25 protein-coding genes are annotated in these 24,593 nt (G+C 60.2%); 20 read left to right on the top strand and 5 right to left on the bottom strand.

The window, feature by feature from the left end:
* Positions 1-571: 571 nt before the first annotated feature.
* From CG471_RS01465 to CG471_RS29990, 4 genes are all read right to left on the bottom strand, one after another.
* Entirely contained in the window at positions 572-1,369 is a 798-nt protein-coding gene (locus CG471_RS01465; RefSeq protein ID WP_231746503.1) for a helix-turn-helix domain-containing protein, read from the bottom strand.
* Positions 1,370-2,078: 709 nt separating this feature from the next.
* Positions 2,079-2,960, bottom strand: coding sequence for a replication initiator protein A (locus CG471_RS01460; protein ID WP_062069053.1), 882 nt, complete (start codon positions 2,958-2,960; stop codon positions 2,079-2,081).
* 228 nt (positions 2,961-3,188) lie between these two features.
* Positions 3,189-3,701, bottom strand: a complete 513-nt coding sequence (locus tag CG471_RS01455) for a hypothetical protein (RefSeq protein ID WP_062069051.1) — start codon at positions 3,699-3,701, stop codon at positions 3,189-3,191.
* A gap of 104 nt (positions 3,702-3,805) precedes the next feature.
* Positions 3,806-4,267, bottom strand: a complete 462-nt coding sequence (locus CG471_RS29990) for a hypothetical protein (RefSeq protein ID WP_143560119.1) — start codon at positions 4,265-4,267, stop codon at positions 3,806-3,808.
* A 509-nt stretch (positions 4,268-4,776) separates the two neighbouring features.
* On the opposite strand from CG471_RS29990, the gene CG471_RS01450 reads away from it, so the two are divergent.
* The 20 genes from CG471_RS01450 (at position 4,777) to CG471_RS01355 (ending at position 24,357) form a co-directional block, all read left to right on the top strand.
* Entirely contained in the window at positions 4,777-5,097 is a 321-nt protein-coding gene (locus tag CG471_RS01450) for a hypothetical protein (RefSeq protein ID WP_008831576.1), read from the top strand.
* A 55-nt stretch (positions 5,098-5,152) separates the two neighbouring features.
* On the top strand, positions 5,153-5,443 hold the full coding sequence (traL, locus tag CG471_RS01445; RefSeq protein ID WP_008831575.1) for a type IV conjugative transfer system protein TraL: 291 nt from the start codon (positions 5,153-5,155) through the stop codon (positions 5,441-5,443).
* Between the two features lies 1 nt (position 5,444).
* Positions 5,445-6,017, top strand: a complete 573-nt coding sequence (locus CG471_RS01440; protein WP_062069367.1) for a type IV conjugative transfer system protein TraE — start codon at positions 5,445-5,447, stop codon at positions 6,015-6,017.
* On the top strand, positions 6,014-6,826 hold the full coding sequence (locus tag CG471_RS01435; RefSeq protein ID WP_062069364.1) for a type-F conjugative transfer system secretin TraK: 813 nt from the start codon (positions 6,014-6,016) through the stop codon (positions 6,824-6,826). The genes CG471_RS01440 and CG471_RS01435 overlap by 4 nt, the downstream gene beginning before the upstream one ends.
* 3 nt (positions 6,827-6,829) lie before the next feature.
* The gene (locus CG471_RS01430) at positions 6,830-8,155 is read left to right on the top strand and encodes a TraB/VirB10 family protein (protein WP_062069361.1); all 1,326 of its coding nucleotides are present in this window, start codon (positions 6,830-6,832) and stop codon (positions 8,153-8,155) included.
* A 64-nt stretch (positions 8,156-8,219) separates the two neighbouring features.
* Positions 8,220-9,065, top strand: a complete 846-nt coding sequence (locus CG471_RS01425; RefSeq protein ID WP_373562039.1) for a DsbC family protein — start codon at positions 8,220-8,222, stop codon at positions 9,063-9,065.
* A complete protein-coding gene (locus tag CG471_RS01420; RefSeq protein ID WP_062069355.1) occupies positions 9,062-10,060 on the top strand; it encodes a TraV family lipoprotein in 999 nt (332 codons plus the stop codon). Before CG471_RS01425 ends, CG471_RS01420 begins: the two co-directional genes overlap by 4 nt.
* Positions 10,061-10,077: 17 nt before the next feature.
* Complete coding sequence (gene traC, locus CG471_RS01415) at positions 10,078-12,630, top strand: type IV secretion system protein TraC (RefSeq protein ID WP_373562038.1); 2,553 nt, start codon at positions 10,078-10,080, stop codon at positions 12,628-12,630.
* Between the two features lie 5 nt (positions 12,631-12,635).
* Complete coding sequence (locus tag CG471_RS01410; protein WP_062069349.1) at positions 12,636-12,983, top strand: hypothetical protein; 348 nt, start codon at positions 12,636-12,638, stop codon at positions 12,981-12,983.
* Entirely contained in the window at positions 12,980-13,666 is a 687-nt protein-coding gene (locus tag CG471_RS01405; RefSeq protein WP_231746502.1) for a type-F conjugative transfer system protein TrbI, read from the top strand. Before CG471_RS01410 ends, CG471_RS01405 begins: the two co-directional genes overlap by 4 nt.
* Positions 13,647-14,198: a S26 family signal peptidase gene (locus CG471_RS01400; RefSeq protein ID WP_062069346.1), complete on the top strand. Its 552-nt coding sequence runs from the start codon at positions 13,647-13,649 to the stop codon at positions 14,196-14,198. The genes CG471_RS01405 and CG471_RS01400 overlap by 20 nt, the downstream gene beginning before the upstream one ends.
* A complete protein-coding gene (gene traW / locus CG471_RS01395) occupies positions 14,195-14,833 on the top strand; it encodes a type-F conjugative transfer system protein TraW (protein WP_062069342.1) in 639 nt (212 codons plus the stop codon). Before CG471_RS01400 ends, traW begins: the two co-directional genes overlap by 4 nt.
* Complete coding sequence (locus CG471_RS01390; RefSeq protein WP_062069339.1) at positions 14,833-15,111, top strand: hypothetical protein; 279 nt, start codon at positions 14,833-14,835, stop codon at positions 15,109-15,111. Before traW ends, CG471_RS01390 begins: the two co-directional genes overlap by 1 nt.
* On the top strand, positions 15,108-16,124 hold the full coding sequence (gene traU / locus CG471_RS01385) for a conjugal transfer pilus assembly protein TraU (RefSeq protein ID WP_062069336.1): 1,017 nt from the start codon (positions 15,108-15,110) through the stop codon (positions 16,122-16,124). The genes CG471_RS01390 and traU overlap by 4 nt, the downstream gene beginning before the upstream one ends.
* Before the next feature lie 12 nt (positions 16,125-16,136).
* The gene (trbC, locus tag CG471_RS01380; RefSeq protein ID WP_062069333.1) at positions 16,137-16,886 is read left to right on the top strand and encodes a type-F conjugative transfer system pilin assembly protein TrbC; all 750 of its coding nucleotides are present in this window, start codon (positions 16,137-16,139) and stop codon (positions 16,884-16,886) included.
* 1 nt (position 16,887) lies between these two features.
* A complete protein-coding gene (locus CG471_RS01375; protein WP_062069330.1) occupies positions 16,888-18,759 on the top strand; it encodes a conjugal transfer protein TraN in 1,872 nt (623 codons plus the stop codon).
* Positions 18,737-19,141: a hypothetical protein gene (locus CG471_RS01370; protein WP_062069327.1), complete on the top strand. Its 405-nt coding sequence runs from the start codon at positions 18,737-18,739 to the stop codon at positions 19,139-19,141. The genes CG471_RS01375 and CG471_RS01370 overlap by 23 nt, the downstream gene beginning before the upstream one ends.
* A complete protein-coding gene (locus CG471_RS01365) occupies positions 19,134-19,979 on the top strand; it encodes a conjugal transfer protein TraF (protein ID WP_180275588.1) in 846 nt (281 codons plus the stop codon). Before CG471_RS01370 ends, CG471_RS01365 begins: the two co-directional genes overlap by 8 nt.
* The gene (locus CG471_RS01360; RefSeq protein ID WP_373562037.1) at positions 19,979-21,469 is read left to right on the top strand and encodes a conjugal transfer protein TraH; all 1,491 of its coding nucleotides are present in this window, start codon (positions 19,979-19,981) and stop codon (positions 21,467-21,469) included. Before CG471_RS01365 ends, CG471_RS01360 begins: the two co-directional genes overlap by 1 nt.
* A gap of 17 nt (positions 21,470-21,486) precedes the next feature.
* Complete coding sequence (locus CG471_RS01355; protein ID WP_062069324.1) at positions 21,487-24,357, top strand: conjugal transfer protein TraG N-terminal domain-containing protein; 2,871 nt, start codon at positions 21,487-21,489, stop codon at positions 24,355-24,357.
* Here the strand turns inward: CG471_RS01355 and CG471_RS01350 are convergent, their stop codons facing one another.
* Complete coding sequence (locus tag CG471_RS01350; protein ID WP_062069321.1) at positions 24,358-24,564, bottom strand: hypothetical protein; 207 nt, start codon at positions 24,562-24,564, stop codon at positions 24,358-24,360.
* Between the last annotated feature and the right edge of the window lie 29 nt (positions 24,565-24,593).

Genomic DNA, 24,593 nt, shown 5'->3' with positions numbered 1-24,593 from the left:
CCATCAACCCACTCCCTATGATGGAGCGAACTGTCCTCTTCTATGATTTCCATCGTCAATACCGAATGCCACGTTCCCAAAACGTTCTCCGACTTGGCCAAAATCGCAGCTTGGGGCCGACTGGGCCTATAACGCCGGGCCGGGCCGGGTTAAGGGCGGGGCTGTTCCGCGGATCAGGGAAACGCAGGGTTACGTCGCGACTATCCTCGATAATTGGTCGCGGCTGCGTGGATATGGCGCGGTACAGCAACGGGCCCGTTTCGTGCCTGAGCCCAAAGGCCGCACTGTCGCGGTATCGTCATTCTGATCCCTTTGAATTTCGCGCCGTTCCAACCCTTCGTTTAGCGCTAGGGCATGAAAAGAGGGCGGAAGAAGTCGCATGCTCCCCCTGGGAGCACGTGGCGGCGTAGCCGACACTCCTGAGGGCGCGGTTTAGTGAGTGGGTTTTTTGAGTGAGCTGTTTATGCGGCTTTGGATCGTCAGATCGGTGCGTTGGCCGACTTAGGCCAACTCCTTTTTCCATTATATAAATATAATATCATTGCGGTTGAGAACCATAATGAACCTCGCGCTATGAAGCACATGAAAGGGCCACCTTTGCCCTCGCTGATGCTTGGCGTTCACGGTTTTCCTTATTGTCCATTGCAGCGCCAAGCTGGGCAAGGACGCCGCCGAGCACGCCGCCCACGGACATCTTTGCAAATTCCTTGCATGAAAGGGACGCAACCATCGCGCTGACCTGCTCGGCTTCATCCGAACGGCGCCAGTCATCGTCGGCGGGGGGTGGTGCAGAGCGCATCCAGCGAGGCGTATATCGATGCACACTCTTGGGCGTTAGAATGCGGTAGACGTTGGAAGTCTGCTTGAAACGAGGTCCAGGACCATCGGCTTCAACCCGTTTGAACCGGCGCTGCCGGATGATGAAGCCGATGACTTCCAGCACGGCGAGAGCGCGCCTGACAGTCGAACGGCCAAGACCCGTTGCCTCAACAAGATGGTCGTAACTGGGGTAAACCTTCCCGGCGCACAGGCGCGCCAGCTTGGTCAGCTCTTCGTAGATGCGCACAGCCGAGGCCGTCAGGGTCGTGAGCAGCCGTTCAGATGCAGTGAGGCTGCGTAGGCCCGCCTTGTACTCGCGCAACAGCTTCCTGCCGGCATCGAGTGCATACCTGGCCGTGGCCAGCATGCGATCAGGCTCACCCTTGCTCGGCACCTGAAAGAATGTTTCTTCGAAAGTGTTCGCCTCGAGGCTGCCCGCCCTTACAGGCGCGCCGGTGCGATGCTTCGCGCCGGAACGGGACTTCTTCGTATTCACAGGGACACCGGACAGCACACTTTGTGCCGTATCACCGACTGCATAGATCCCCATCGTCATCCTCCTTGATGGAGGCTGGACCAGGCAAAGAGGTTCCGTGGCGCAGAACGCGCATCCTTGCATCGGGGACCGGGGTCGGTTATGTCGGGTCTTGTATTGGTAGACCGTTAGCGGTTGGCGCCGCTGACATACCCGATCGAAATTCGATCGCTGAAAATGGGATGCCCGGCCTTAGCGCCGGGTTTTCCTTTATTTGGTCACAGCCAAAACTCCTGCTTCAGAAACAATTCACCACCGATGCGGCATTGCCTCGCTGTAGTGTAAGCATGCGATCGAGAGCTGATGCATGCGCGTAGGACAATTGAATCGGTTCTCATTGAATGGCTGCATCGCTGTCGAAGCCAAAGCGGTTTGACTCGTGCTTTGACACGGAAAACTCATTTTTCTTTCGTGCTTTGACACGGAAAAGTGTGCTTGCGATGATCGTAGGCAGAGTCCGCTTGCACCCGTTCCGCAGAACAATTCGTGTTTTGACACGGAAAACTACCTGATGGCGAGCGTAGGCCAAGTCCGGTCGCCCCGGTCCCAAAGAAGAGTTCGTGCTTTGACACGGAAAACCCTGCTGAGAGGGAGGATCTCGTCGACGGCTGCAGGGGGACGGACGATTCGTGCTTTGACACGGAAAACCTCTGATGGGGTTCTGTATTCGTGCCTCAAGCAGTAAGCAGAGATCAGGTATGACTTGTGCTGCAATACTCATGCATCAATCGAACAATGGAAGTGTCTGATTGTCCAATTGCGGGATTGGGATGGACGAGAACAACACGATCGTCTTTATCTTTGGTCGCCCACCACGAGCCGACGGTATTTTCTCTTCGGCTAGGCGAACCTCATATTCCGGCAGAGTCTGGTCTTCAGCTACGACGCGTAGTTGCCTTTTGAAGTGCTCAAGTCCCCGCTTATCAGTTGCGCATCCTACTCTTTCAGCAAGAGTTTCCATGTCAATTTCAAAGCCCGTTTCGTCAACGCAGTTGAATTTGGCTAACTCATACAATCGCCGTTCAATCGGGCCGAGTTTGAAAAATCCCAAATGGTAAGCGGCAATTCGCTTGTCCTGTAGGATGGCACGATATAGCCAATCGCATACCATCACTTCGATTTTCTTGACCCTGCGATCGCCGTTGCTTGCCTTGATGTACTTTATATCGGCCTTCAGCAGCCACGAGAACGCGCTGTCCGAACCTTCCCCGCCGGTTTCGATATTCGTGATGATCTGGGTGCCCTGAAGACGTGCCAGCGAGGCTTTGAGCATGTCATAGGAGCGCGCGGACGGGTTTGTGCTAGTCACGCGGAATAGATCATTCGCAGTGAAACTCATCACGCGGTCAACTTTTTCGCCGCGTTCCATGCGTTCCGCCATGAGGCTGGCAATATATAGAAGGATTTCCTTGTCGTATATCGTCGCAACCCCGGTTTTGCTGGGGTTTATCTCTATCCGAGCAGAGCCATTTTCAAAGACCATGGGGGTCATTTGAGGCCGTTTGGAGAGGGCGAAAAAGGGAAATTCCGCAACGGTCCGCTCGCCATGCACGTCCGCATAGAGCGGACTGTCGAGTTCGAAGAGGTCGCGTTGCTGGATTTCCATACCTATTGCCTTGAGCGGTTAGCGATCGAACCATGGTTCGCGCCTAGGGCGATGTCTATCTCGCTTTGTTCCGCACCTTAGTTTTCCGTGTCAAAGCACGAACATTTGTTGTGTGAGGACAACCAGGGATGGTCAGGGACACCTCACACGACATCATCACTCAGGATTCGTGCTTTGACACGGAAAACCCTCCAGCCTGTCGATGCTGCATCCATCGGCCTCGGTTGGTTAGAAGGTTTCCCGGTCTCTGAGACGGACTTCCTTGCGAACCGCGAAGTCTGCGTAGGCTGACTCGATCTCACTGATAATCAGGTCGATGATCCATTCGCCGTGCGAGGGGCGAATATCATCCCAATCCAGGCCGCCAAGCCGTTCGACCACCTCTTTCATATGGCCGTGGAGGCGATTGAGGACACCTGAGTAGAGTTTGATCTGGGATTCAACGCCTTCGTTGGCGTCGCCCGCCCCGCTATAAAGGTCGCTGACAAGTGCGGCTTCGAGTGGTGAGAGGTCCAGTGCAGCTGCTACTGCTCGGAACTCATGCACATACAAGGGCCGACGCTTGCTGGGTTCCGGGTGGAACACGTTATGGGTTCGGGTTTTTGATAAGCCGATTTTAAGTGCCAGATCGCGGTACTGTAGCCCGTCCTGCTTCATTCGGCACAAGACATAGTCAACGAAACCAAATGATTGGACCTGGCTTTCAGTGAGCTGGTCCGTCTCAAAACTTGGTGCCCCCATCGCCAATCCTCCGGTAATGCCTGCTAAGGGATACCGAAAGGACTGGCCGTTGCAAACCCCTCGCAAGAGCGAAGGCGCAATATCAGGGAAATAATTATATTCCGTCAGTTAATTGATTTTACTCCGGGCGCCCCGTGCTTGAGTAATTTGCGATATTCTCCGGCTTCTTCTGATGTAAGACCAATCTTTAATAGAACTTCTGTCCTGTTGGCCTCAACCATGAAGTCAAACATGATTACCGAAAGAGCGTCCGCAAATTCAATAGAACTTCCAATGACATCCTCAATGACCTTCGTTGACCTATTTATTTTTCCTGAACTTGATTCCAGAATTTCAACCTCAAGGGGAATCCCGCCCTTACTAGGGATCATTTGAAGATGCTTAATTATGTGCTGAGGCGCCCGCCGTTTCGTCACAGAATCAGCAAGTTCCGCGCGATCATTTATCATATCGCCAAATGATGAATGCTTGCGGCAACTGTTAGAATGCAGGCGAATGCACTCCGTAGTTAGGCGGAAGTAGTATTCTGACACATCCATTCGATATGTGTTTTGATCATCTGACATATTTACTTACCGACCCCCACACGAATCAGCCATCCCGCTGCTCCCCAATCTTGTACGATATGATAGATTGCAGAATTTCCAACGATCCATGTGGGTTGTGGAGATTATGCTCAACAGTGAAGCACTTATGCGACGCTGAAACCCTTCGAAGGTGCGTTGTCCCCCATTCAGGACGGTGGTCCCGGTGGTAGGACCGTGGTCCCGGTAGCAGGACCGTGGTCCCGGTAGCAGGACCGTGGTCCCGGTAGCAGGACCGTGGTCCCGGAGTTGGGACCGTGGTCCCGGTAGCAGGACAGCCGTCCTGAATGGGGGACAGCGGTCCCGGTAGCAGGACAGCAGTCCCCGATATGGGACCAGGGGGGCGATTCGGAGGGTCATTTCGGCCTTGTCGGAAAAGAACGTCCAGTCCCCAAGCATGTTCCTGCTTTTCCGGCTTGTCGGTGCGGTGAGGTGTTCGCCAGCCTTCTCTTGGGCGCGCTGAAATGCGCTCGATTGAAGGAGACTCTTATATGAAGACCCTGCTCAACCGCGGCGTGAGCCGTGAAGCCACCGCAGCTGCAGTCATCGGCCTCGCCGCTGCTGCCGTTGCTTTCGCCGGCCCGGCATTCGCCGGCGCCGACACCACCTTCGACACCGCGCTGACTCAGTTCACCGGCTTCCTCGAAGGTTCGGGCGGCAAGATCATCACGGTGCTCTCGCTTGCGGGCGGTATCGTCGGTCTTGCTTCGGGCCGTTTCAGCCTCGGCCAGGTCGCGATCCCGGTCGGCGTCGGCGTCGGCGCCGGCACCGGCATCCCGATCGTCACCTCGACCGTCACCGCCACGATCTGACCCGACTGCCGGCGAAGTAGCAGCTTCGCCGGCACCTTTTGGAAGGTGGCGTGGCATGGCAGCCGACAAGTATGTGATCCCCTCTCATCTCGATGATCCCGAGTTGATCGGCTTCTGGACGCTTGATGAGTTCCTCGCGATGGTTCTCCCGTTTATCTGGGGAATCCTGTCCCAACACATCGTCATCGGGATTGGCTTTGCCTTCCTGGGCTGGTGGGCTTTGCGTAAAGCCAAGGCGGGCCGGGCCACTTCGTGGTTGATCCATCTTGCGTACTGGCATCTGCCGGGCGGGTTCCCGTCGCTGCGCGCCACGCCGCCTTCCTACCTCCGACTGATGGTGGGCTGACATGGAATTTTCGTATCAGCACGCGCAGAGCCAACGCATCCTGCGCCAGCGTAATATGCTCGGGGTCACTGCGCTCGTTCTTGCAGGCATCGTCGCCCTGCTGCTCCTCTTCTCAGTCACGCGCAGCCGCGAGATCGTGCTCCAGCCCGTCCTGCGCTCGCCGCTGACGCTGTCGAGTGCGGGCGTCTCGCGCGAGTATCTGGAGCTGATGACCCGCGACACCGCAATCCTGACGCTGGATCGCTCGCCGGGCAGTCTGGATTACTGGATGAAGTCGGTGCTCGAGATCGTTTCGCCGCGCGCGCAGGGCAAGATCAAGGCGGACCTGCTGGAGATCGTCAACGAACAGCGCGGCTCGAGCATCTCGCAGTATTTCCAGATCCAGTCGATGGAGATCGATACCGCGAACCTGCGATCGACCGTCACCGGCAAGCTCAACACGGTGGTCGGCCAAAAGGTTGTCTCCAGCGACATTCGCACCTTCCAGTTCAGCTGGGAATATTCGGGGCTCTCCCTGAAGCTGATCGGCTTCGGGATGGTCCAGCCTGAAAAGAAGAAAGGCGGGCTGTCATGACACCCACCCAATACCTGATCGGCTCGGCCATCGCCGGCGCCGCGCTGTGTTCGCGCATGTGCATTGTGACCCGCACGACGGGCGCGTTGCTCATTGCTGCATCGGCAATGGGTATTTCGGCGCCTGCCTTGGCGCTGGGCGACCAGACACTGATGGCCTCGGACGGCAGCCAGGTCGAATGCAGCGCCTCGGCGCGCGACCTCACCCGGATCAGCCTTGTCGAAGACGAGTTCGCGTCGGTCTCGAAGATCAACACCGGCAATCCGGCAGACGACTTCAGCGTGGTCAACGAGCCGGTGCGCGGTGACATCTACCTGTCGGTGCCAGACGGCTTCGCCCGCCCTGCCCTGTCGTTCTTCGCGACCTCCAAGCGCGGCTACGTCTACAAGTTCATCTGCCGGATCGCAGGCGACCAGGCGGTGCAGGTTTTCATCTCGAACCCGGCGATCGCCAAGGCCGATGCCGCCGAGGCCGGGCCACGGGGCGTCCAGCAAGCCAGTTCGCAGGATCGGGCGATTGAGTTGGTGCAGGCGATGTACGGTGGTCAGATCGTCGACGGCTACGAGATGCGTCAGCGCTCACTGCGCCCCGTCTACGTGGGCGACCTCAAGGTCCAGATGATCGCGGAATATCGCGGCTCGGAAATGACGGGCCGCGTCCTGCGGATCGAGAACAAGGGCGCGCAGGAAACGACCCTTACCGAGGCCAGCGTCGCGCCGGCTTCCTCGCTAGCGGTTTCGATCGCCGAGCCGCGCCTTGCGCCCGGCAAGGTCACGACCGCGTACCTTGTCTCTCGCACCGGGAACTGAGCCATGGACTTGAAGGGTATCTTCTCGCGCTCGCGTAAATCGCTCGATGGCCCCGAGGGCGGTGAGGGCGTTTTGCCTGTCGGCAATGAGCTCGACGGCAACACCGAGACGCGCCGCAAGCAGCGCATGCTTCTGAGCGGTGTTGCGCTGGTCGGCGTCGTCGCGGCCAGCATGTGGATCTTCTCGGACAACGGGAAGGTCGCAGGACAGGCCGACGACAAGATCGAGGACGTCCAGGTTTCGACCAAGGATCTGATCAACCGCAACCTTTCCGAGCAGGAGTGGATGGCGCAGTCGGAGAACCGCTTCCAGAGCCAGGAGAACCAGCTCAAGTCGGTCGGGGGCACCAACGCCAAGGTCGCGCAACTCTCCGAGCAGATCGAGGCGCTACGCGCGCAGAACCAGTCGATGACCGCTGATGGCCAGCGCGTCGTCAGCGCCTACCAGACCGAGAATGAGCAGCTGCGCCGTCAGATCAATGAGCGGGCGACGCCAGTGGCGCCGCAGCCCGGTCCCGCCGCTCTCTACGGCCCGGGCTCCCCTACCTATCAGCGTCCTGACGCTGGTGGCGGCGCTGGGCCGGATGTGCCCCCCGTCCGGTCCAGCGAAGTCAAAATGGTGTCCTTCACCAACGCCGACACGGGCAACGCCAAGAAGGTCGAGAAGGGCAACACGGTCTACACCGATAGCCCGAACTATCTGCCGCCCAACAGCTTCGCGACGGCCAAGGTGATTGTCGGCGTCGATGCCGCCGCAGGCGTGCAGAGCCAGACCGATCCGCTTCCGGTTGTCCTGCGCGTTACCGGCCCTGCGCGGTCGGTGCTGCAGAATGGCAAGCTCCTGACGACGAAGATTCAGGGTTGCCTCATCAACGGCGCTGCGCGGGGCGAGTTGTCGAGCGAGAAGGTTTACGTCAAGCTGCAGAAGATGACCTGCCCGCAGCCGGGCGGTCGCTACGCCGTCTCCGAGGTCAAGGGCTTCATCGCCTTCGGCGGCAAGACGGGTGTTCGTGGCCGTGTCGTCAGCCGCGAGGGCAGCCTTGTCAGCCAGGCGTTCATTGCCGGTCTCGTCGGCGGCTTCGGTCGCGGCTTTGCGGCCAACTCCAACAACGCCCTGACGCAGCCCAACGTCATCGTCGATGGCAAGCGCCAGGATTTGTCGATGGGCGACATCGCGAAAGGCGGCCTTGGCGAGGGCGTCTCGCAGACCGGCGACATGGTCAGCAAGTACCTGATCGAGCGTGCCGAACAGTACCAGCCTGTCATCGAAATGCCGACCGGCGTCGATGTCGAAATCGTCTTCCTGGAGGGTGTCTATGTCCGCAACTGAACATCATGATGGCAGTGCCCAAAGCGTCGTTCCTGACCTGGACACCGAGCTGAAGCGCCCGTGGATGCGTAGCGCATTCCTCTATGTCACCTGCGGGCTCGCTTTTGTTGGAGGTGGGATCGCCACGCTGGCCTATGCGCGTGATTACATCGCGCCGCCGAGCAAAAGCGTGGCCGAATTGCTGAAAGCGCGCCTTCCCAAGACCAAGGTCACGAGCGTCAATTGCGACAAGGTCGATGGCCTGTGCGAAGTCACTGCCGGCAGCAACCTGTTCTACATCGACCGCACCGCGCGCTATCTGGTGATCGGCCGCGTCTATGACATGGAGACGCGCCAGGATCTGACGGCAACCCGCCTGCTCGAGATGAACCCGGATATGTTGCTGGGAGCATCGGCCAAGGCCAATGCTGCTGGCGCCGAGGACAATGAGCCCGCGCTTGCAGCACGGCCCGCTGCAGCCGCCAAAGCCGCCGCTGCGGCCCCTCTCCAGAAGCTCCCGCTTGGCGAACTGCCCAAGGAGGGCGCGATCGTCTGGGGCAATTCGTCGGGCAAGACGGTCACGGTATTCAGCGATTTTCGCTGCAGCTACTGCCGTGCCTTGAGCAACACGCTCTCCTCGATGAACGTGCGCGTCGTCGAGCGGCCGATCTCGGTTCTGGGGAGCCGCGACATTGCCGACAAGGTCTACTGCGCGAAGGACAAGGCCAAGGCGCTTCATGCCGCCTATTCCGGGCAGGACATCAAGGGCACCGGCCCCTGCAACACCAAGGGTCTGGATGCCAACGAGGCGTTTGCCCGCAAGCATGGTCTGGGCGGTACGCCCGTCATCGTTCGCGACGATGGCAGCGTGCTCGAGGGTTACAGGCCCAAGGAGTTCCTTGAGAACTGGCTCAAGGGAGGCCAGTCGTGATCCGGGGGCGCATCGGCCTTGCCGGCGTGCTGCTGGCCAGCGCCAGCCTCTCAGGGTGCATGTCGCTGGGCGGCAATGTGAAGGGCGATTTCGCATGTCGCGCGCCGGACGGGATCTGCGCGCCAAGCGGTAACATCGACGATCGCGCTCTCGCCATGATCTCGGGCGAGGAAGGCGATCGCATAATCGCGCCTGCCGGTCCCTATGTGGAACCGCCAGCGGAAGGGCGTGGCTACCAGAAGGCCAGCTCGCCGGTACGCACGCGCGAGCGGGTGCTTCGCATCGTCTTTCCGGCGCAGATCGACGCTTCAGGCAGGCTTCATGAACAGTCGGCGGTTCATGCGGTCGTCGAGCGGGGCGAGTGGACCGAGGCCCTGGCCGGTAATGCCGTAGCGCAAACGCCCGATGAAGTGGCGGCGTCTGCAGGGCGTGATACCCTCCTCGCTGCTGTCGAGCGCGCAGAACCGCCGATGATCGAGACGCTGGCGGTAGATCCTGATCTGCCGACGCCGGAAGCCGTCGCCATGGCACGGGCTGCTGGTAATGGCGGCGAAGTTCAGTCGCCCGATCCGGTCGGAGACATCAAGGATCAGGTCTCGCGTACCCTGACCTCGCCGCGCAGGCCAAGGGCAGCGAAGCCGGCGACCGCAAAGCCGGTTGCGGCTTCCACGCCCTCCCCTACCCCCCTACCTCAACCCCAGCGCCAGACCGAGCCCAAGCCTGTCGCGCAGGCGCCTGCCACCCCCCTCACATCCGCGTCTTCTGCTCCCGTCGTCAAAGGCGGCGCGGGCGCCGATGGTGTGGCTGCTGGACCGATGATCTCGGTGCCCCAGCATGCGACCGCGAAGGGCAAGGCCGCGATTGCCGCTGTTGAGGCTGATCCGGCGATCCGCTCGGCGCTTGGCCGGGCTGCGCCTGAAGCCAAGGCGGCCGCGAAGGATGCCAGTCCGCTGCCAGTGATGCGCGCTGGCTCGTTTCCGGGAGTGCAGCCATGAATATGTTCAGCAAGATCATGGGCACGCTGCTTGGTGACAACGCCAAGCCTGAAACCAACCGGCCCGATACAACCGTCCCCCGCCTCGTCCACTGGCTGCCCTATCGCAGCTATGATCCGAAGACACATCTGTTCTACAACAGCGCGTCGCGGGGTTTCGTCCTCGAGGCGACACCGATGATGGGGGCGAACGAGCGCACCTCGGAAATTCTGACGCAGTTTCTGTCTGAAGGCATCCCGACGCCGGGAACGCTCCAGTTCCATGGCTGGATGAGCCCGCGTGTCGGTACGCGCCTGTCGCAATGGTATCTGCCCCGGTTCATGGCTGGCAGCGTTTACGAGCGTATGGCCAAGCATCGCACCGAGTACCTGCTCGATGGCGTCTGGAACTCGCTGTCGTCGGCCGCCCCCTTCCATCTGCGCAATCATCGCCTCGCGATTTCCTATGCTACGCCGGAATCGAGCCGGGTAACGAACGAGGAAATCGTCTCGGTTCTGGAAGGGCTCACGTCCTCGCTGGAATCGATAGGCATTTATGCGCGCCCGATGGACCCGCAGGCGCTGATTGCGTGGATCGACGATATTACCTCGCCCACGACGGCACCGGGCGATGACAACATCATCTACAACCCATTCGATCCGATCGCAGACCAGGCTGTGCGGCACGATCTGGAGATGAAGATCGAGCCTGATCGCATCCTGCTGCGCACCGAGCGGTTCCGACCCACCGGCAAGACTGTCGATGATGCGCCCGAGATCGGGGAAATCTACCCTGACGTATTCGACGTGCGATCCTTCTCGGTGCGCAACCTACCGCAGCGCTGGGCGCCGTGGGACATGGCTAAGCTGATCGGCGATATGTTTGCTGACAAGCTGCGCATGCCCTGCCCTGTGTCGACGAACCTGTGTCTCGATTTCCCTGACGCAGAAGCCTCGAGCATGCGTGCTTCGCGCAAGTTCATGCGCACGACCAGCCTTGCTGATTCCAAGTCGGCGCGCATGCTTCCCCAGCTGAAGGAACAATCGCGCGAATGGGAGTTCGTGAAGGATGAGCTTCGGCAGGGCCGCAAGCTGATCCAGGCGTTCTACTCGGTCACGTCCTTTTCGCCCAAGGGCAAAGGCGATGCCAACGAGCGCGTTCTGAAATCGGTGTACCGGGCAGCCGGATGGGATCTGCTTGACGATCGCTATCTCCAAATCCAGGGCCTTCTCGCCGCGATGCCGATGACGATGGCCAATGGGCTCTCGTTCGATCTCAAGAACATGAAACGATTTCGCTCGATCCTGACGACGACGGCGGCGAGCCTCGCCCCGATCCAGGGGGAATATCTGGGTAGCGAAGTCCCGCATCTCATGCTGATCGGGCGGCGCGGGCAGCCCTTCTTCTGGTCGCCCTTTGAGAACAATTCGGGCAACCACAACGTCGCGGTGTTCGGCAAGTCCGGCTCGGGCAAGTCGGTGGCGCTGCAGGAACTGTGCTCTGCCCTGTGCGGTGCCGGCGCCAAGGTGGTGGTAATCGACGATGGCCGCTCGTTTGAGCATTCAGCCAAGCTGCAAGGCGGTGCCTTCGTCGAGTTCACCATGTCCTCGGGGTTCTGCATCAACCCCTTCTCGATGATCGACGCCGAGATGGCGGAGCAGGATGAGGACTACCTCATGGACTGCTTCGCGATGCTCAAGTCCATCGTCAACCAGATGGCCCGGCACGTCGACAAGCTCAATGACACCGAGCGCGGCCTGATCGACGGAGCGGTCAACGAGGTCTGGAGTGCGAAAGGTCGCGGCGGATCGATCGACGATGTGATCGCAGCGCTGACCGAGACCGGGAATCCGCTCGGTGTTGATCTCGGCATCGCCATGCGCCCCTTTTCTTCCAGCGGCACCTATGGTCGCTTCTTCCAGGGCGATGTCTCCTTCGAGCTGAAGGCGAACCTGACGGTGTTCGAACTGTCGGACCTGTCCTCACGCGAGGAACTGCGCTCGGTGGTGCTGACCGCGATCATGTTCATGGCGTCGCAGATGATGCGCCGTGTCGATCGCTCGATCCCGAAAGCCCTGCTGCTCGATGAAGCGTGGCAGATGCTCAAGGGCGGTTCGATGGCAGATTTCATCGAAGCCTATGCCCGTACCTGCCGCAAGTATGGGGCCTCGCTGGTGACGGCCACCCAGAGCCTCAACGACTACTACAAGTCCGACGGATCGCGCGCGGCGCTGGAGAACAGCGACTGGTCGGTCATCCTCGCGCAGAAGGAGGAGACGATCAACGACTTCAAGCGGCTCGGCCGTTTTGACATGGACGATCACACCGATGCGCTGGTCCGCTCGCTCAAGCGTAGCGGCATCGAATATTCGGATGTGTTCATCAAGGGGCCTGACATGCAGGCAACGGGTAGGCTCGTCCTCGATCCCTATTCCGCGACTGTCTTCTCGTCCTCGCCCAAGACCTTTGCGATGATCCACGATCTGCTCGGTCATGGAGTTTCCATGGATGAGGCGATCGAGCGGGTCGCATTCCCCAACAACCCTGAAAAGTGGGGCGGCGACGACGCTGTTCCCATCGCAGCGGAGTAAGCGACATGGCCAGCATCAGCGTGCAACGTAAGGCTCGGCAGGAAGGCGGAGCCGGTCTTCGGTTCCTTCTGTTCGTGCTGCTTCACACGGTCGGTTTTCTCGCCGTGACACTGCTGATGACCTGGGGCGCCTTCGTCCTGTTCTTCGTCGCGATCGGCGGGTTCAGCCTCGATGGCATGATGCACCAGCTGGCCAATCTCTCGAGCCGCTACGTCGCGGCCGAAGCGACCCGCATCGCTGATTTCAAAGTTCTCGTCGCCGTGCTGCACCTCGTTGTCGCCGGTGTGATCGTCTTTTTTCGCCGGCACGCGATCGTGCCGCGCGACACTTTGAGCCTGGAGCAAGGCGCATGAGCGAACCGACCTGGAATAACTCGATGGAGGCAGAGAGCGAGGCTCTTGGCGAAGCTGCAGCTGCGCCCTCCCCCTCTTCTGCAGCTGCTCCTGCTGGCCCGGCGATTGCGGTCGCAAAGCCGCGTAAGACGGTCTTTGCCGGTTACACGGCAGGCCAGTTGGTGGTGGGACTGGCGATCATCGTCATGCTGATCTGGGGCATGTGGGTGACGCGCGCGATCATGGAGCCGCCGCAGAAGATCGTGAAGGCCAACCTGTCGGCCATTGTCGGTGACTATGTGCAGGCGCAGGCCCGCAGCGCCAGTCCGCCCCAGGAAGTCGAAGCGGAAATGCGCAGGTTCATGGCTTCGCTCGATGGCGAGCTGCAGCGGCGCAGTGCATCGGGCCAGGTCATCCTTGTCGGGGAAGCGGTGCTTTCCAAGGGCGTCGAGGACATTACTCCGCATGTGATGAAGGCCGTCTATGCCTCGGGCGTGAAGCGGCCAAAGCCCGCCTCCGCAGAGGAGGTCATGCAGAGCGGAGCGGAAGGGCCCATTCCGCAGGTGCCTGTAAGGCCGGCGCCGCCGCAGGCTGCTGCTGCCCCCTCGGCATTCGGGCCGATGCCTGAACAGGCTTCAGCGGCGGCGGCACCGATGGTCGATCCCTCTAGCTTTGGAGGGCCGTATGGCGCAGGCGGTCAGTGACGGTCTGACGATCGGGGACAAGCCCAAAGGCTGGCGGCCGAACAAGCGCCTGTGGGGCGCGCTCGGCCTCTTCATCGCCGGCAGCATCGCCTATTCCGCCATCTGCGATTGGCGCGACACCCATGGGCTGCTGATCAACACCTCTGAATCGCTGCCCAATTGGGCCTTCGTGATCCACAAGACGGCGACGCCGCAGCGCGGTCAGTACGTCTTCTTCGTGCCGCCTGCAGATCCGCTGGTGATCCGTCATTTCGGCGCGAAGAAGCAGATGTTCGGCAAGATCGTCTACGGCATGCCGGGTGATACCGTGGCGCACCGCGGGGCAGAGGTTCTGGTAAACGGCCGCGTTGTCGGCCGCATGAAGCCCCTGACCCGGTTCGGAGAGCCGCTTGCTGCGGGCCCTACCGGCACTATCCCGCGCGGCTGCTACTATGTCGGAACGCCGCACAAGGATGGGTTCGACAGCCGTTATGCCGCGATCGGCTACGCCTGCGCGAAGAAGATCGTCGGTGTCGGGGAGGCGATCCTGTGAAGCGTCTTTTCGAAAACGGCTCGCTCATTCTCCTTTGTGCCCTGACGTTCTCGTCGGCGGGACAGGCAAGCGATCACGGCGTCGTCGGCCAGACGTTCCCGATCATCGAGACCGATCTTCTCTCGGTGATCGAGCAGCGCCTGACCAAGCTGCAGGCATCTGGCGGCATCGACCGGATGAATGCCGAGTTCGCTCGGCGGGCCGAGGCCAAGGTTCGTCGTCCGACGCCGGTTGCGGGCATCACGCCGGCAACGCAGGCGCGGGTTTGGGCCTTCGATCCAACGATCGTCATCGAGAAGGACGTGAAGGACCAGAAGGGCAACTATGTCGCCCGCGCAGGGCAGACGGTGAACCCGCTGGATTTCGTGGCCATGCATCAGGCCCTCGTCTTCGTCGATGGTGACGACAAGGCGCAGATGGAATGGGCGACCAGCCAGTATTCCGACCTGAAGGCCAAGATCATTCTCGTGTCGGGCTCGCCGATCGAGGAGATGACCGCGCGCAAGCGCCGCTTCTACTTCGACCAGGAGGGCCGCCTGACCGGCAAGTTCGGGGTGCGCCACACGCCGGCAGTGGCCGAGCAGGATGGCAAGGTCATCAAGGTCTCCGAGATCAAGCTGAAGGGGGCAAGCTGATGCCGCTGTGGCTCGACTTGCTGAGAACGCCGATGGCAGCGCCAGAGACGCCGAGGCTCAAGACCATGCGCCGTACCTTTCAGGTGCTGTGCATCCTGTGCGCCCTGACCGTGGCGTTCGTCTCGCCGCTGACGGCAATCATTGGCCGTTTCGCGCCGATTGGCATCGCCGCGCTTCTGATTTCGACGGCCGTCTACACGGCTTTCTATGTGGTTCGGAAGAACCGTGCCGATCAGGCCTGGCTTGATGCGGCGACGTCTCAGGAGACGGCATCATGAAATCGCTGCGCTGCCTCATCGCGATCTTCGCGATGTTCTTCGCTTCGGCCATGCTCGCCCCATCGGCGCAGGCGCAGTCGCGATGCACCGGCAAGTTCGTGAACCCGATCACGGATGTTTGCTGGTCATGCCTGTTCCCGCTTTCGATCGGTGGCCTGAGCATTTGGCCGAGCACGCGCCCCGATACGAACAATCCCAGCCTTCCGATCTGCGCCTGTGGCAGCCCGATTCCGCGCATCGGCATCGCAGCGGGCTTCTGGGAGCCGGTTCGCCTCGCTGACGTCTCGGTGAAGCCGTGGTGCTTCGTGAACCTTGGCGGCATGAAGATCGCGCCGGGCTTCGACATCGGCCAGGGCCAGTTCACGGGCCCTTCGCAGGTCGGCGGCCAGGCGCAGAACACGTCCAAGTGGCACGTCCATTGGTACGTCTATCCCCTCCTCTACTGGATGGAGATCCTGACGGACTTCCTTTGCTTCGAGCAGGCATCGTTCGACATTGCCTACATGACCGAAGTCGACCCGCTCTGGCAGGACGACACGCTGACCACGATCATCAATCCCGAGGTCGTGATCTTCGCCAATCCGATCGCCAAGGCTGCCTGCGCCGGTGACTGCATCGCCGCGACCGCCCGCCTCCCGCTCGATGTGACGTTCTGGTGCGCCGGTTGTCAGGGCTCGATGTACCCGATGAACGGCAACATCTCGTCCTCGATCGGCCATGTGCAGGCATCGCGCCTCGCCCTCTCCCGCTTCGCTTTCAAGATGCACCGTCAGGGCCTCGCTTGGGGCACGATGGGCAGCAAGGGCATGTGCGACAAGTACCTGATGCCGGTGCTCAAGAAACAGCAGTACCGCATCCAGATGACCAATCCGATCCCGACAGTGAGCGGGAAGATGGGTTGTTCGCCGATCGGTGCTTCGACTTTGCCGCCCCAGACTGGCCGCTCCTACCCCGTCCAGGGCGAGGACATGGGCTACCTCGTCTGGCGCAAGCGTAACTGTTGTGTGCTCTAGGAGACATATCCGATGCGACGCAGAACCATCGTGATTGCCGCCATAGCCGGTATTTCGGCGGTCGCCGGCATCCAGGCTATCGCCCAGAATATCGACGGCCTCGACCTTGAGGCCGTGCGTAAGCGCGCGGCCGCGATGCAGGAGGATGCCCAGACCTTTGCCGATCACGTCAAGGGCCGCGGCGAAGCCTTCCGCGAGGAGGCCCTGGCCGTCCAGCAACAGGGCACCGATAGCCTGACCGATCTGGCGAAAGCGGATCTGCCGATGAACGGCGAAGGCCCGTTCGACTTCGACGAGATCATCCAGGGCGCCTCGCAGAACGTGGCGGCCAAGAAGGGTGATGCGCCGCAATTCATCGTCTTCGCGAGCCTGTCCATGCCGCCCAAGGCGCTCCGCCAGATGATCGCGGACACGTCGAAGGCCGGTGGTATCATCGTCTTCCGGGGTTTCCCCAACAACTCCCTGAAGGCGTTCACGACCGCGCTCTCCAAGGTGGTTACGGAGCAGGATCAGCTTTCCAACGTCGGGATCGATCCCCGGCTCTTCCGCGCTTTCGACGTGAAGGCGGTGCCGACTTATATCGCGGTATCGTCCGACTTCGATCTGTGCGCGGGCCTCAACTGCAAGACGGTGGTGCCGCCGCACGATCGCATGACCGGCAACGTCTCGGTCAACTATGTGCTCGAGTCCTTCGTTGATGGGCATGGTCCGGGTGCCGGCGTCGCCTCGGTGGCGCTGCGCAACATGGGCAAGGCCAGCTAAGATGCGCCGTTTCGCCCTTTCTCTGATCCTGCCGATCGCGTTCGCGGGCGCCGGCGCAGTGCTCGCGCAGAGCACGGTGCAGGAGGCCAAGGAGGACGGGAAGAACTTCGCAACGGACATGCGTGCCAATGACGCATTGGTGCCGAGCGAAACCATGCGCGATCAGGTGCCCGGCTATCAGGGGACCGATCTGCCGCAGAGCAGCTACTTCGACGATCCCGACAAGCTCGTGGCTGATGCCGGCGCGCAGGCGAGCAGCAATGAGGCGTTTTCGGTGACGACCGACGCCAATGATACGCGGCCGCAGTTCGACGCGCAGGAGATCCTTGATACAACGCGGCGCGCGACCGAGATTGAGGCAAACCCTGACACCTATCTGCAGGGCGAACAGATGGGCGGACAGGCGGGAAGCTGCACCCCGCTGCCTCCCGGTGGCGGGAATGTCAGCTATTACGAGGCGACCTGCAATTATGGGTCCAAGCTCGACGAGGTGCCGCGCACCTGCACATCGACGCTGAATGTCTCGGTCGAGAACCGGACCCTCTACTACTATCATATGTCGACCATCGGGCCTTACGTTGACCCGGACAGTATGGCCGACGAAATCGCCGCGGGAACCTGCAAGGCGGTCGGGACGGCGTCGTACTGCGGCACGATGGCCGAGTATGGGTCGACCGCGGCAGGAAGCTGCAACAAGGATTTTGGCAACCAGCTCCTTCAGGTGATGGAGTGTTCGGTCCAGGCCAGCGTTAAGGGCAACACTATCTTCTCCGGAACATATCCGGTGATTTCGCGCACAACCGGGCAGCACTGGTTCAGGGTCGACAATGCGGCGCCTGTCATTTCGACAAACAAGGTCAACGGCTGCACGGCGCTCGAGAACAATGCGCAATGCGTGGCGCAAAGCGCTGAGGTTTGCACCGACAGTGATCCGCAGACCCGCATCATCAACGGCGTGCCGGTAACGCAGCCCTGCTGGGCGTGGCAGACGAATTATACCTGCAACGAGATCACGCAGGGCAACGACTGCGGGGAACTCGATGACAAGCCTGAATGCAGCTACGTTCGCGACGAGTGCATCGATGACGAGGACGATCCCGATTACACCCCTGGCGCCTGCAAGGTCAGCCAGAAGGTCTATCGCTGCCCGGTGCCGACCACGGCAACCGACGATCCCAAGCAGTATGTCTGCGGCAATGACGTCTACTGCATCAATGGCGATTGCGAGACGATCGAGCGTGAAGCCTCGACCGAGTTCAAGGATGCTCTGGTCGCGCTGCATGCGCTGGGTCAGGCAGGTGAAGAGTTCGACGAGGAGAATTTCACGGTCTTCTCCGGTGAACGCGACACCTGCCACAAGCCAGTCTTCGGTCTGGTCAATTGCTGTGCGGGCAAGACGTCGGGCCTTCTGACCGCCGGCGCCGGTGCTGCCGCCATTGCCGGTGGGCCGACCGCGATCGCCGCGCTAGCGACGCCGTTCCTCACGATGTTCCTGTGCTCCACCGACGAAAAGATGCTCGACATCAAGGATCGCATGGGTTTCTGCCACAAGGTTGGCACCTATTGCTCATCGAGCGTGCTGGGCATCTGCAAGACCAAGCGCACGGCCTATTGCTGCTTTGAGAGCAAGCTCTCGCGCATCCTTCAGGAGCAGGGCCGCATCCAGCTCAACAAGCCGTGGGGCAAGCCCAAGAAGGAGCAGTGTCAGGGCTTCACCATCGACGAGTTTTCGCGCCTCGATCTGTCCGTGATGGACTTCACCGAGGTTTATTCCGAGTTCGTGGATGCCGCCAAGCTGCCCGACGAGGTCAGCACGCTGAGCGAAATCCAGGACAAGATCCAGGACTACTATGACATCCACACCAGCCAATGACGCCGGTGGCGTTGGGACGAATGTGCCATGCCTGATCGATATGAGTGTTCTCGACCTTGCGATCTTCATGCGGGTTCATCGCGCCATCAAGGTCACGTCTGCCGGCGAGGTATCTGCGACGCTGGGGCACTGGTTCGATTGCCACTTCGACGCCTTCGAGATCGAGCAGCGGTTTCGCGCGATGATCGGGCGTGGATGGCTCGAGAGGAAAACTGGCGGTGTCCGACCAACGATCGAGGGCCGTCGGCACGGCCGCGCGCATCTGCGCGGTCTGGTGCGGATGATGGATCAGGGCACGAGCATGCTCGATGTGGCCCGGATGATGTCCGTCCTGGGCATCGCGATGCAGGAACTGGATGGGGAGCACTCTGTCGATGACTAGCTATAAGCGTAATGCTCTGGAAATCCGCGGCCGCGGCCGCATTGCCCGCCTTGGCGCCATTCTACTGGCTCTGGCGCCTGCCCTGCCGGTGCCGGCTCTTGCCGCTGACGATGCGCTCGCGGCAGGCGAAGGCGATGACGATTTCTACTGCCGCGAGCGTAAGCTGGGCCAGTGGTTCTATTGCGAGCGTCCAAAGCCTAAGCCGAGCGAGCAGAAGACGGCCGAGCCGGCGCAGTCCGCCAGTGAGCGGATCGCGGCGATCGCCAAGCAACTGGACGAACTGAAGGCGCGCGCGATCCTCGAGCCTAGCGAGGAAAACGTGATCGCCTATGTCCGCTTCCAGCGTGAGCAGCTCGATCGCGCCTCCACCTTCTCCGACACCTGGCAGCGCGCCCTGTGGCAGAACCCCGACATCGACTACACGCTGCAGCGGCCAGTCTCGACGGTTGCCAAGCGGGCGTGGACCGACAACCGCACTTCCGATCGCAGCCAGGTGCTCTCTCACCTCGGCCAGCGCTATGGCATGTTCTACTTCTTCGCGCAGAGCTGCGGTGCCTGCGAAATCTTCGCGCCTATCCTGCGTTCGGTTGCAGAATCTCATGGTTTGGCTGTGATGGCCGTCTCGACTGATGGTGGACCGAGCAAGGACTTCCCGAATTACGTGGTCGATTCCGGCCAGCGTGAGCGCATGGGCGTGCCTAACGCGACGCCTGCGCTGGTCCTGTTCGATACCGCCACCAAGAAGACCGTGCCCATCGGTTTCGGCATCCTCTCGGCCGACGAAATCATGGATCGGATCTTCATGCTCACCAACACCAAGGTCGGGAGTGACTACTGATGGTCGACGTTTCCCCCTCCCCTTGCGGCAAGGCCCTTCCCTCCTCCCGCTTCCGCGCCTTTCGTCGGCGGCTTGCCGCCGCTGCCCTGAGCCTTGGGGCCGCCAGCATGGTGCCGATCGGCATCGCGCGTGCTGATGTCGCCAGCTCGATGAACTCGTTCTTCAACGATGCTGGTGGCGCCGCGAACGTGACGGGTCCGACCGCCTATCAGGGGCAGTCGGCGGGTTACTATTCGCTCGGCAACGCATGGACGCGCTTTCCGCAAAAGAGCGTGTCACCCTTTAACCTGCAATTGCCAAGCGCTCGTGCGGGATGTGGGGGCATCGACCTGTTCACCGGGTCTTTTTCTTTCATCAACGCTGCCGAAATGGTGGCCATGCTCAAGGCCACGGCCAACAATGCGCTTGGCTTCGCGTTCAAGCTGGCAATCGACAGCGTCTCACCCGAGATCGGCAAGATCATGGGCGAGTTTCAGCAGGCGGCCCAGCAGATGAACCAGATGAACATCTCGTCGTGCGAGGCGGCGCAGGGTCTGGTCGGAGCTGTATGGCCCCAGATGCAGGGCGCGCGCTCGACAATCTGCGCGGCCGTCGGCAACAGCCAGGGCGTATTTTCGGATTGGGCGCGCTCGCGGCAGGGCTGCGGCGCTGACGGGCAGATCGACTCTGTGCTCGCCAATAACAGCGACGCCACCATGAATGAGCATATTCCGGGAGAGCCGCGCAATTACACCTGGGAGGCCCTGAAGCGGTCTCAGAAGTTCGGCGCTTTCGACGCCGAGTTTTCCGAATACCTGATGACCGTCGTCGGGACGATCATCGTCAACAAGGCTGAGGGCAGCAATCCGGCCTCGATCCAGTATATCGGGCCTGCCGAGGATGCTGTGGTGACAGCGCTTCTGGATGGTACGCAGACCGGGAATACGGCGAAGATCCTAACCTGCACCGATGATGACAAGTGCCTTCAGGTTTCTGAGCAGAACCTGTCGATTCCGACCAACGTGGCGCTGCGACCGCGCATCAAGGGCATGATCACCTCGATGCGCGACAAGATCCGCACCGATGCTGCACTTTCGTCGGCCGAGCAGCAGCTTTTGTCGCTGACTACCGTGCCGCTCTATAAGTTGCTTGCTGTCGAGGCCATGGCCCACGGCAGCTTCAGCGAAAGCGAGTCCGATGCCCTCGCGGAGATCGTGGCCGTCAATCTCCTGAGTTCAATGATCGAGAATATGCTCGACAGGGTCACGCAATCGCAGGTCCATTTTCAGCCAGCGGATCAGGCAACTGCCGAGACGTGGCGCAAGCAACTCGGCGAGGCGCGTTCCAAGTATGCCGAGCGTGATGTGAAGGTGAAGAACACGCTGAATATCTCGATCGCGCTCATCAATAAGTCGATCGCGCTGGAATCGACGCTGCAGAACGCAATGTCGCCGGGGATGGCGGCCGCGCTGAATTTCTCACGCGGCCTTAACGTCCAGGGTCTCAACTAAGCGGGTAGGAAACAGGCATGGTCGAGGTCTTCACGATTGGTGGCGGGGAGTACATCGTCAACACGTTCAATGCCGTGGCGGCTTGGACAGGTGGCGGCGGCTATGGATCGCTCATCAAGGTCGTCATGGTAATTGGCCTTATCTATGCCCTGCTCTCCGTGGCGTTCACGCTGAATTTCCGCGTTTGGATGAACTGGTTCCTTGGCTCGACGCTGATCTATTCCTGCCTGATGGTTCCGACCGTCGACGTCAAAGTGACGGACCGGATCAACCCTTCCCTCGCCCCCGCTACGGTCGCCAACGTGCCGCTTGGACTTGGCGTGATCGCCAGTTTCTCCAGCCAAGTGGGCGATTGGCTGACCCGGACGGCCGAGACCGTCTTCACGATGCCGAGCCAGCTCAATTATTCCAACAACGGCATGATCTACGGATCGCGCCTGTTTGACGCGACTCGCAACTTCCAGATCCGTGATGCCGAGTTCGCGACTAACCTGCAGAACCATTACAAGAATTGCGTGTTCGGCGATGTGCTCCTGAATTTCAAATCCCTTACGGATCTCGCAAGCAGCACCGACCTCTGGGCGTCCATCGGCCCCGGATCTCCGGCCAGGTCGCAGGTTTGGCTTGAGCGCGACGGTGGTGGCTCCGTAAGCAATACCATCATCACCTGTCAGGCCGCCTATCAGGCGCTGACAGGGCAGTGGAACACCATCATCGATGCGTCGACGCCGCTTTGGGGCCGTCAGACCTACACGAACCTCAGTGAGACGGCTGCGGCTGCGAAGCTGCGGCAAGACGTCCCGATCGTGAACCAGACCTTCACCGGGTCATCCAGCGACTATACCTCGTCGATGCGGCAGAATAGCGCCATCAATGCCTTCATGCAGGCCCGCGACGCTATGGGCGGGAGCACCGGCGGCGCCTCGATGGACGCCTTTGCGACAACCCGCGCCGACATTCAGGCGCGCAACACATACAACTCGATTGCCCAGCAGGCGATGTCGTGGGTGCCGATCCTCAATATCGTGCTGACTGTTGTCTTCTACGCCATGTTCCCGGTGATCTTTCCGCTGTTTCTGATGCCCCAGACCGGGGTACAGGCGCTCAAGGGTTATGTGACGGGGTTCTTCTACCTCGCTGCCTGGGGTCCGCTTTACGTCATCCTTCATATGATCTGCATGACGCGGGCGGAGAGCGCTTCAAACGCGGTCTCCGCGGGCGGGCTCACGCTATCCAGCTACGCCGGGATCGGCGCGGTGAATGCCGAGACTGCGACGATCGCGGGTTTCATGCTTATGAGCGTACCCTTCATTGCTGCGGGTCTGGCTCGCGGTGCCATGAGCATTTCTGGGCAGGCGACCTCGATCCTTGCGCCGGCGCAGAACGCGGCCGAAGCAGCGGCCGTCGAGCAGACTACCGGCAATTATTCCTACGGGAATACGAGCTTCGCGAACCTGACGTCGAACATGCGTCAGAGCAATCAGTGGTCTGACGCGCCTACGTTTTCGACGGGCGCGTCGTCGTTCACGAACCGCATGGCCAATGGTGCGACTGAGACCTACCAAGCTGACGGGTCGATCGTCACTGATACGTCGGGGGCGATGTCGAAGTTGGCGTTCGGTGCGACCATGAACAGTACCCGCGTTGCTGAAATGCGTGAGCAACTTAGTGCCGTTCGTCGCGCAGCTCAGAGCGAGGAAGAAAGCTACGGACACACAGTAACTGCGGCCCATTCAAACAGGTCCGGCACAAATACTTCTGCGGAAACCACGCGAGGTTCCGAAAGTGCAAGTGGCACTCAATCTGGTACGAACCATGAATTGTCCGATCGTACATCTCATGCTGTTCACGATGGAATTGAAACTCGATCGGGTGTCTCAGATACGCTGCGGGTTGATAACAGCTATGCTCGTGGCTCTCAGGAAATTGACGGCGTAAGTGGTGGCTTTAATGCGGGCCTTGGAGGTAACGGTGGTCGCAAGGGTCAGGGCGCAGCCCAAAGCGACAGTGCAGGCACGGGCGCAGCCGCAGGCCGCGGTAAGAAGGGTATTCTTGGTAAGGTTGCGGACTCTCTCCCTGGAGTCAGTGGATCGAAAACCTGGACTGCTAATCAAACCTGGGATTTGAAACATGCCTCGGGCAGAGCAGTAACAAGCGAAGACTCCTCTCAGTCTAGTGACGGCATTCGCAACGATCACGCAAACGGAGAAAACTATAGCGCGACCGATGGTTCCTATAATCGCGGCGGCTCGTTTGCACGCTCGTCCATGTCTAATAGCCGCTATGTAGCAAGCGAAGATTCACTAACTGACGCATATTCTCATGATAACAGAATGCGTCATCTCAATGAGTTGGCCGAGCAGCTTTCCAATGATATCAGCTATGCTGAGAGTCATAATATGCAATTCAGCGAGAACCTAAGTCAGGAACTTGCGCAATGGTATCGTCAGGAAGCTGGCCGCATGCCTCCAGGGATTGCTCCTGAGTTGCACCAAACGACTTTCACCGCACAGGAGCGGCAAGTCAGAGACGCAATGATCTCGCGCTTCCTGGACGAGCGCAGTCAGGCCATTTGGGAAACGGTCGGTCCGCAGATAGTTGCATCGCCGCTGAATGAGGTCGATCCTGCTTCAGAAATCCCGGATGCTAGTGACGTTCGTGCTCATTACCAACCGCACGGTCTTGGAAGCGTACCGACCCTATCGGGCCCCGCCGTGCCTGGGGATGTGGGCGCAAAGATCGAGGCTGGTAGGCAGGAAGTGGAGGCTATCGGGGAAGCGAAGCGCGTCTTGCGCCAAGGCTATGTCGGTAAAGGGGCCGCTGTCCAAACCTCTGTCAATCAAGATTTGGACAAGGGATTTTTCAACGACCCAAAACTGAGAGAATAGTTATCTAAATACAAATCCGAAAATAATAAATGCGACCATGAGTAGATATGCAATTGCATAACCGATTTGACCACCAAGGGTTTCATTCCCCTCTTCGTCCGCGTAGGGTTCAATCACACGATCATGGGCACTTAGATCATAAGTGATCAATGGCCCCTCTTCACGGCTTGAGGTCGCACTATATAGATTTAGATCGATCATACTCATGGCCTGTTCCTTCAAGCCATGAATCTCAC

Origin of the sequence: Sphingobium sp. IP1 (genome assembly GCF_002708645.1) — a bacterium.
Lineage (GTDB): Bacteria > Pseudomonadota > Alphaproteobacteria > Sphingomonadales > Sphingomonadaceae > Sphingobium > Sphingobium yanoikuyae.
Note: the sequence above shows the minus strand (reverse complement) of the source record. Positions and strands in the feature narration are given on the sequence as shown.

Excerpts from the sequence above, each read along its gene's own strand:
- traC (WP_373562038.1), top strand. The coding sequence starts at position 10,078 with ATGGGCACGCTGCTTGGTGACAACGCCAAGCCTGAAACCAACCGGCCC.
- CG471_RS01375 (WP_062069330.1), top strand. The coding sequence starts at position 16,888 with ATGCGCCGTTTCGCCCTTTCTCTGATCCTGCCGATCGCGTTCGCGGGC.
- CG471_RS01430 (WP_062069361.1), top strand. The coding sequence starts at position 6,830 with ATGGACTTGAAGGGTATCTTCTCGCGCTCGCGTAAATCGCTCGATGGC.
- CG471_RS01440 (WP_062069367.1), top strand. The coding sequence starts at position 5,445 with ATGGAATTTTCGTATCAGCACGCGCAGAGCCAACGCATCCTGCGCCAG.
- CG471_RS01410 (WP_062069349.1), top strand. The coding sequence starts at position 12,636 with ATGGCCAGCATCAGCGTGCAACGTAAGGCTCGGCAGGAAGGCGGAGCC.
- CG471_RS01360 (WP_373562037.1), top strand. The coding sequence starts at position 19,979 with ATGGTCGACGTTTCCCCCTCCCCTTGCGGCAAGGCCCTTCCCTCCTCC.
- CG471_RS01460 (WP_062069053.1), bottom strand. The coding sequence starts at position 2,960 with ATGGAAATCCAGCAACGCGACCTCTTCGAACTCGACAGTCCGCTCTAT.
- trbC (WP_062069333.1), top strand. The coding sequence starts at position 16,137 with ATGCGACGCAGAACCATCGTGATTGCCGCCATAGCCGGTATTTCGGCG.
- CG471_RS01405 (WP_231746502.1), top strand. The coding sequence starts at position 12,980 with ATGAGCGAACCGACCTGGAATAACTCGATGGAGGCAGAGAGCGAGGCT.
- CG471_RS01425 (WP_373562039.1), top strand. The coding sequence starts at position 8,220 with ATGCGTAGCGCATTCCTCTATGTCACCTGCGGGCTCGCTTTTGTTGGA.
- CG471_RS01365 (WP_180275588.1), top strand. The coding sequence starts at position 19,134 with ATGACTAGCTATAAGCGTAATGCTCTGGAAATCCGCGGCCGCGGCCGC.
- CG471_RS01355 (WP_062069324.1), top strand. The coding sequence starts at position 21,487 with ATGGTCGAGGTCTTCACGATTGGTGGCGGGGAGTACATCGTCAACACG.
- CG471_RS29990 (WP_143560119.1), bottom strand. The coding sequence starts at position 4,267 with ATGTCAGATGATCAAAACACATATCGAATGGATGTGTCAGAATACTAC.
- CG471_RS01350 (WP_062069321.1), bottom strand. The coding sequence starts at position 24,564 with ATGAGTATGATCGATCTAAATCTATATAGTGCGACCTCAAGCCGTGAA.
- CG471_RS01455 (WP_062069051.1), bottom strand. The coding sequence starts at position 3,701 with ATGGGGGCACCAAGTTTTGAGACGGACCAGCTCACTGAAAGCCAGGTC.
- CG471_RS01370 (WP_062069327.1), top strand. The coding sequence starts at position 18,737 with ATGACATCCACACCAGCCAATGACGCCGGTGGCGTTGGGACGAATGTG.
- CG471_RS01435 (WP_062069364.1), top strand. The coding sequence starts at position 6,014 with ATGACACCCACCCAATACCTGATCGGCTCGGCCATCGCCGGCGCCGCG.
- CG471_RS01390 (WP_062069339.1), top strand. The coding sequence starts at position 14,833 with ATGCCGCTGTGGCTCGACTTGCTGAGAACGCCGATGGCAGCGCCAGAG.
- traU (WP_062069336.1), top strand. The coding sequence starts at position 15,108 with ATGAAATCGCTGCGCTGCCTCATCGCGATCTTCGCGATGTTCTTCGCT.
- CG471_RS01465 (WP_231746503.1), bottom strand. The coding sequence starts at position 1,369 with ATGGGGATCTATGCAGTCGGTGATACGGCACAAAGTGTGCTGTCCGGT.
- traL (WP_008831575.1), top strand. The coding sequence starts at position 5,153 with ATGGCAGCCGACAAGTATGTGATCCCCTCTCATCTCGATGATCCCGAG.
- CG471_RS01400 (WP_062069346.1), top strand. The coding sequence starts at position 13,647 with ATGGCGCAGGCGGTCAGTGACGGTCTGACGATCGGGGACAAGCCCAAA.
- CG471_RS01450 (WP_008831576.1), top strand. The coding sequence starts at position 4,777 with ATGAAGACCCTGCTCAACCGCGGCGTGAGCCGTGAAGCCACCGCAGCT.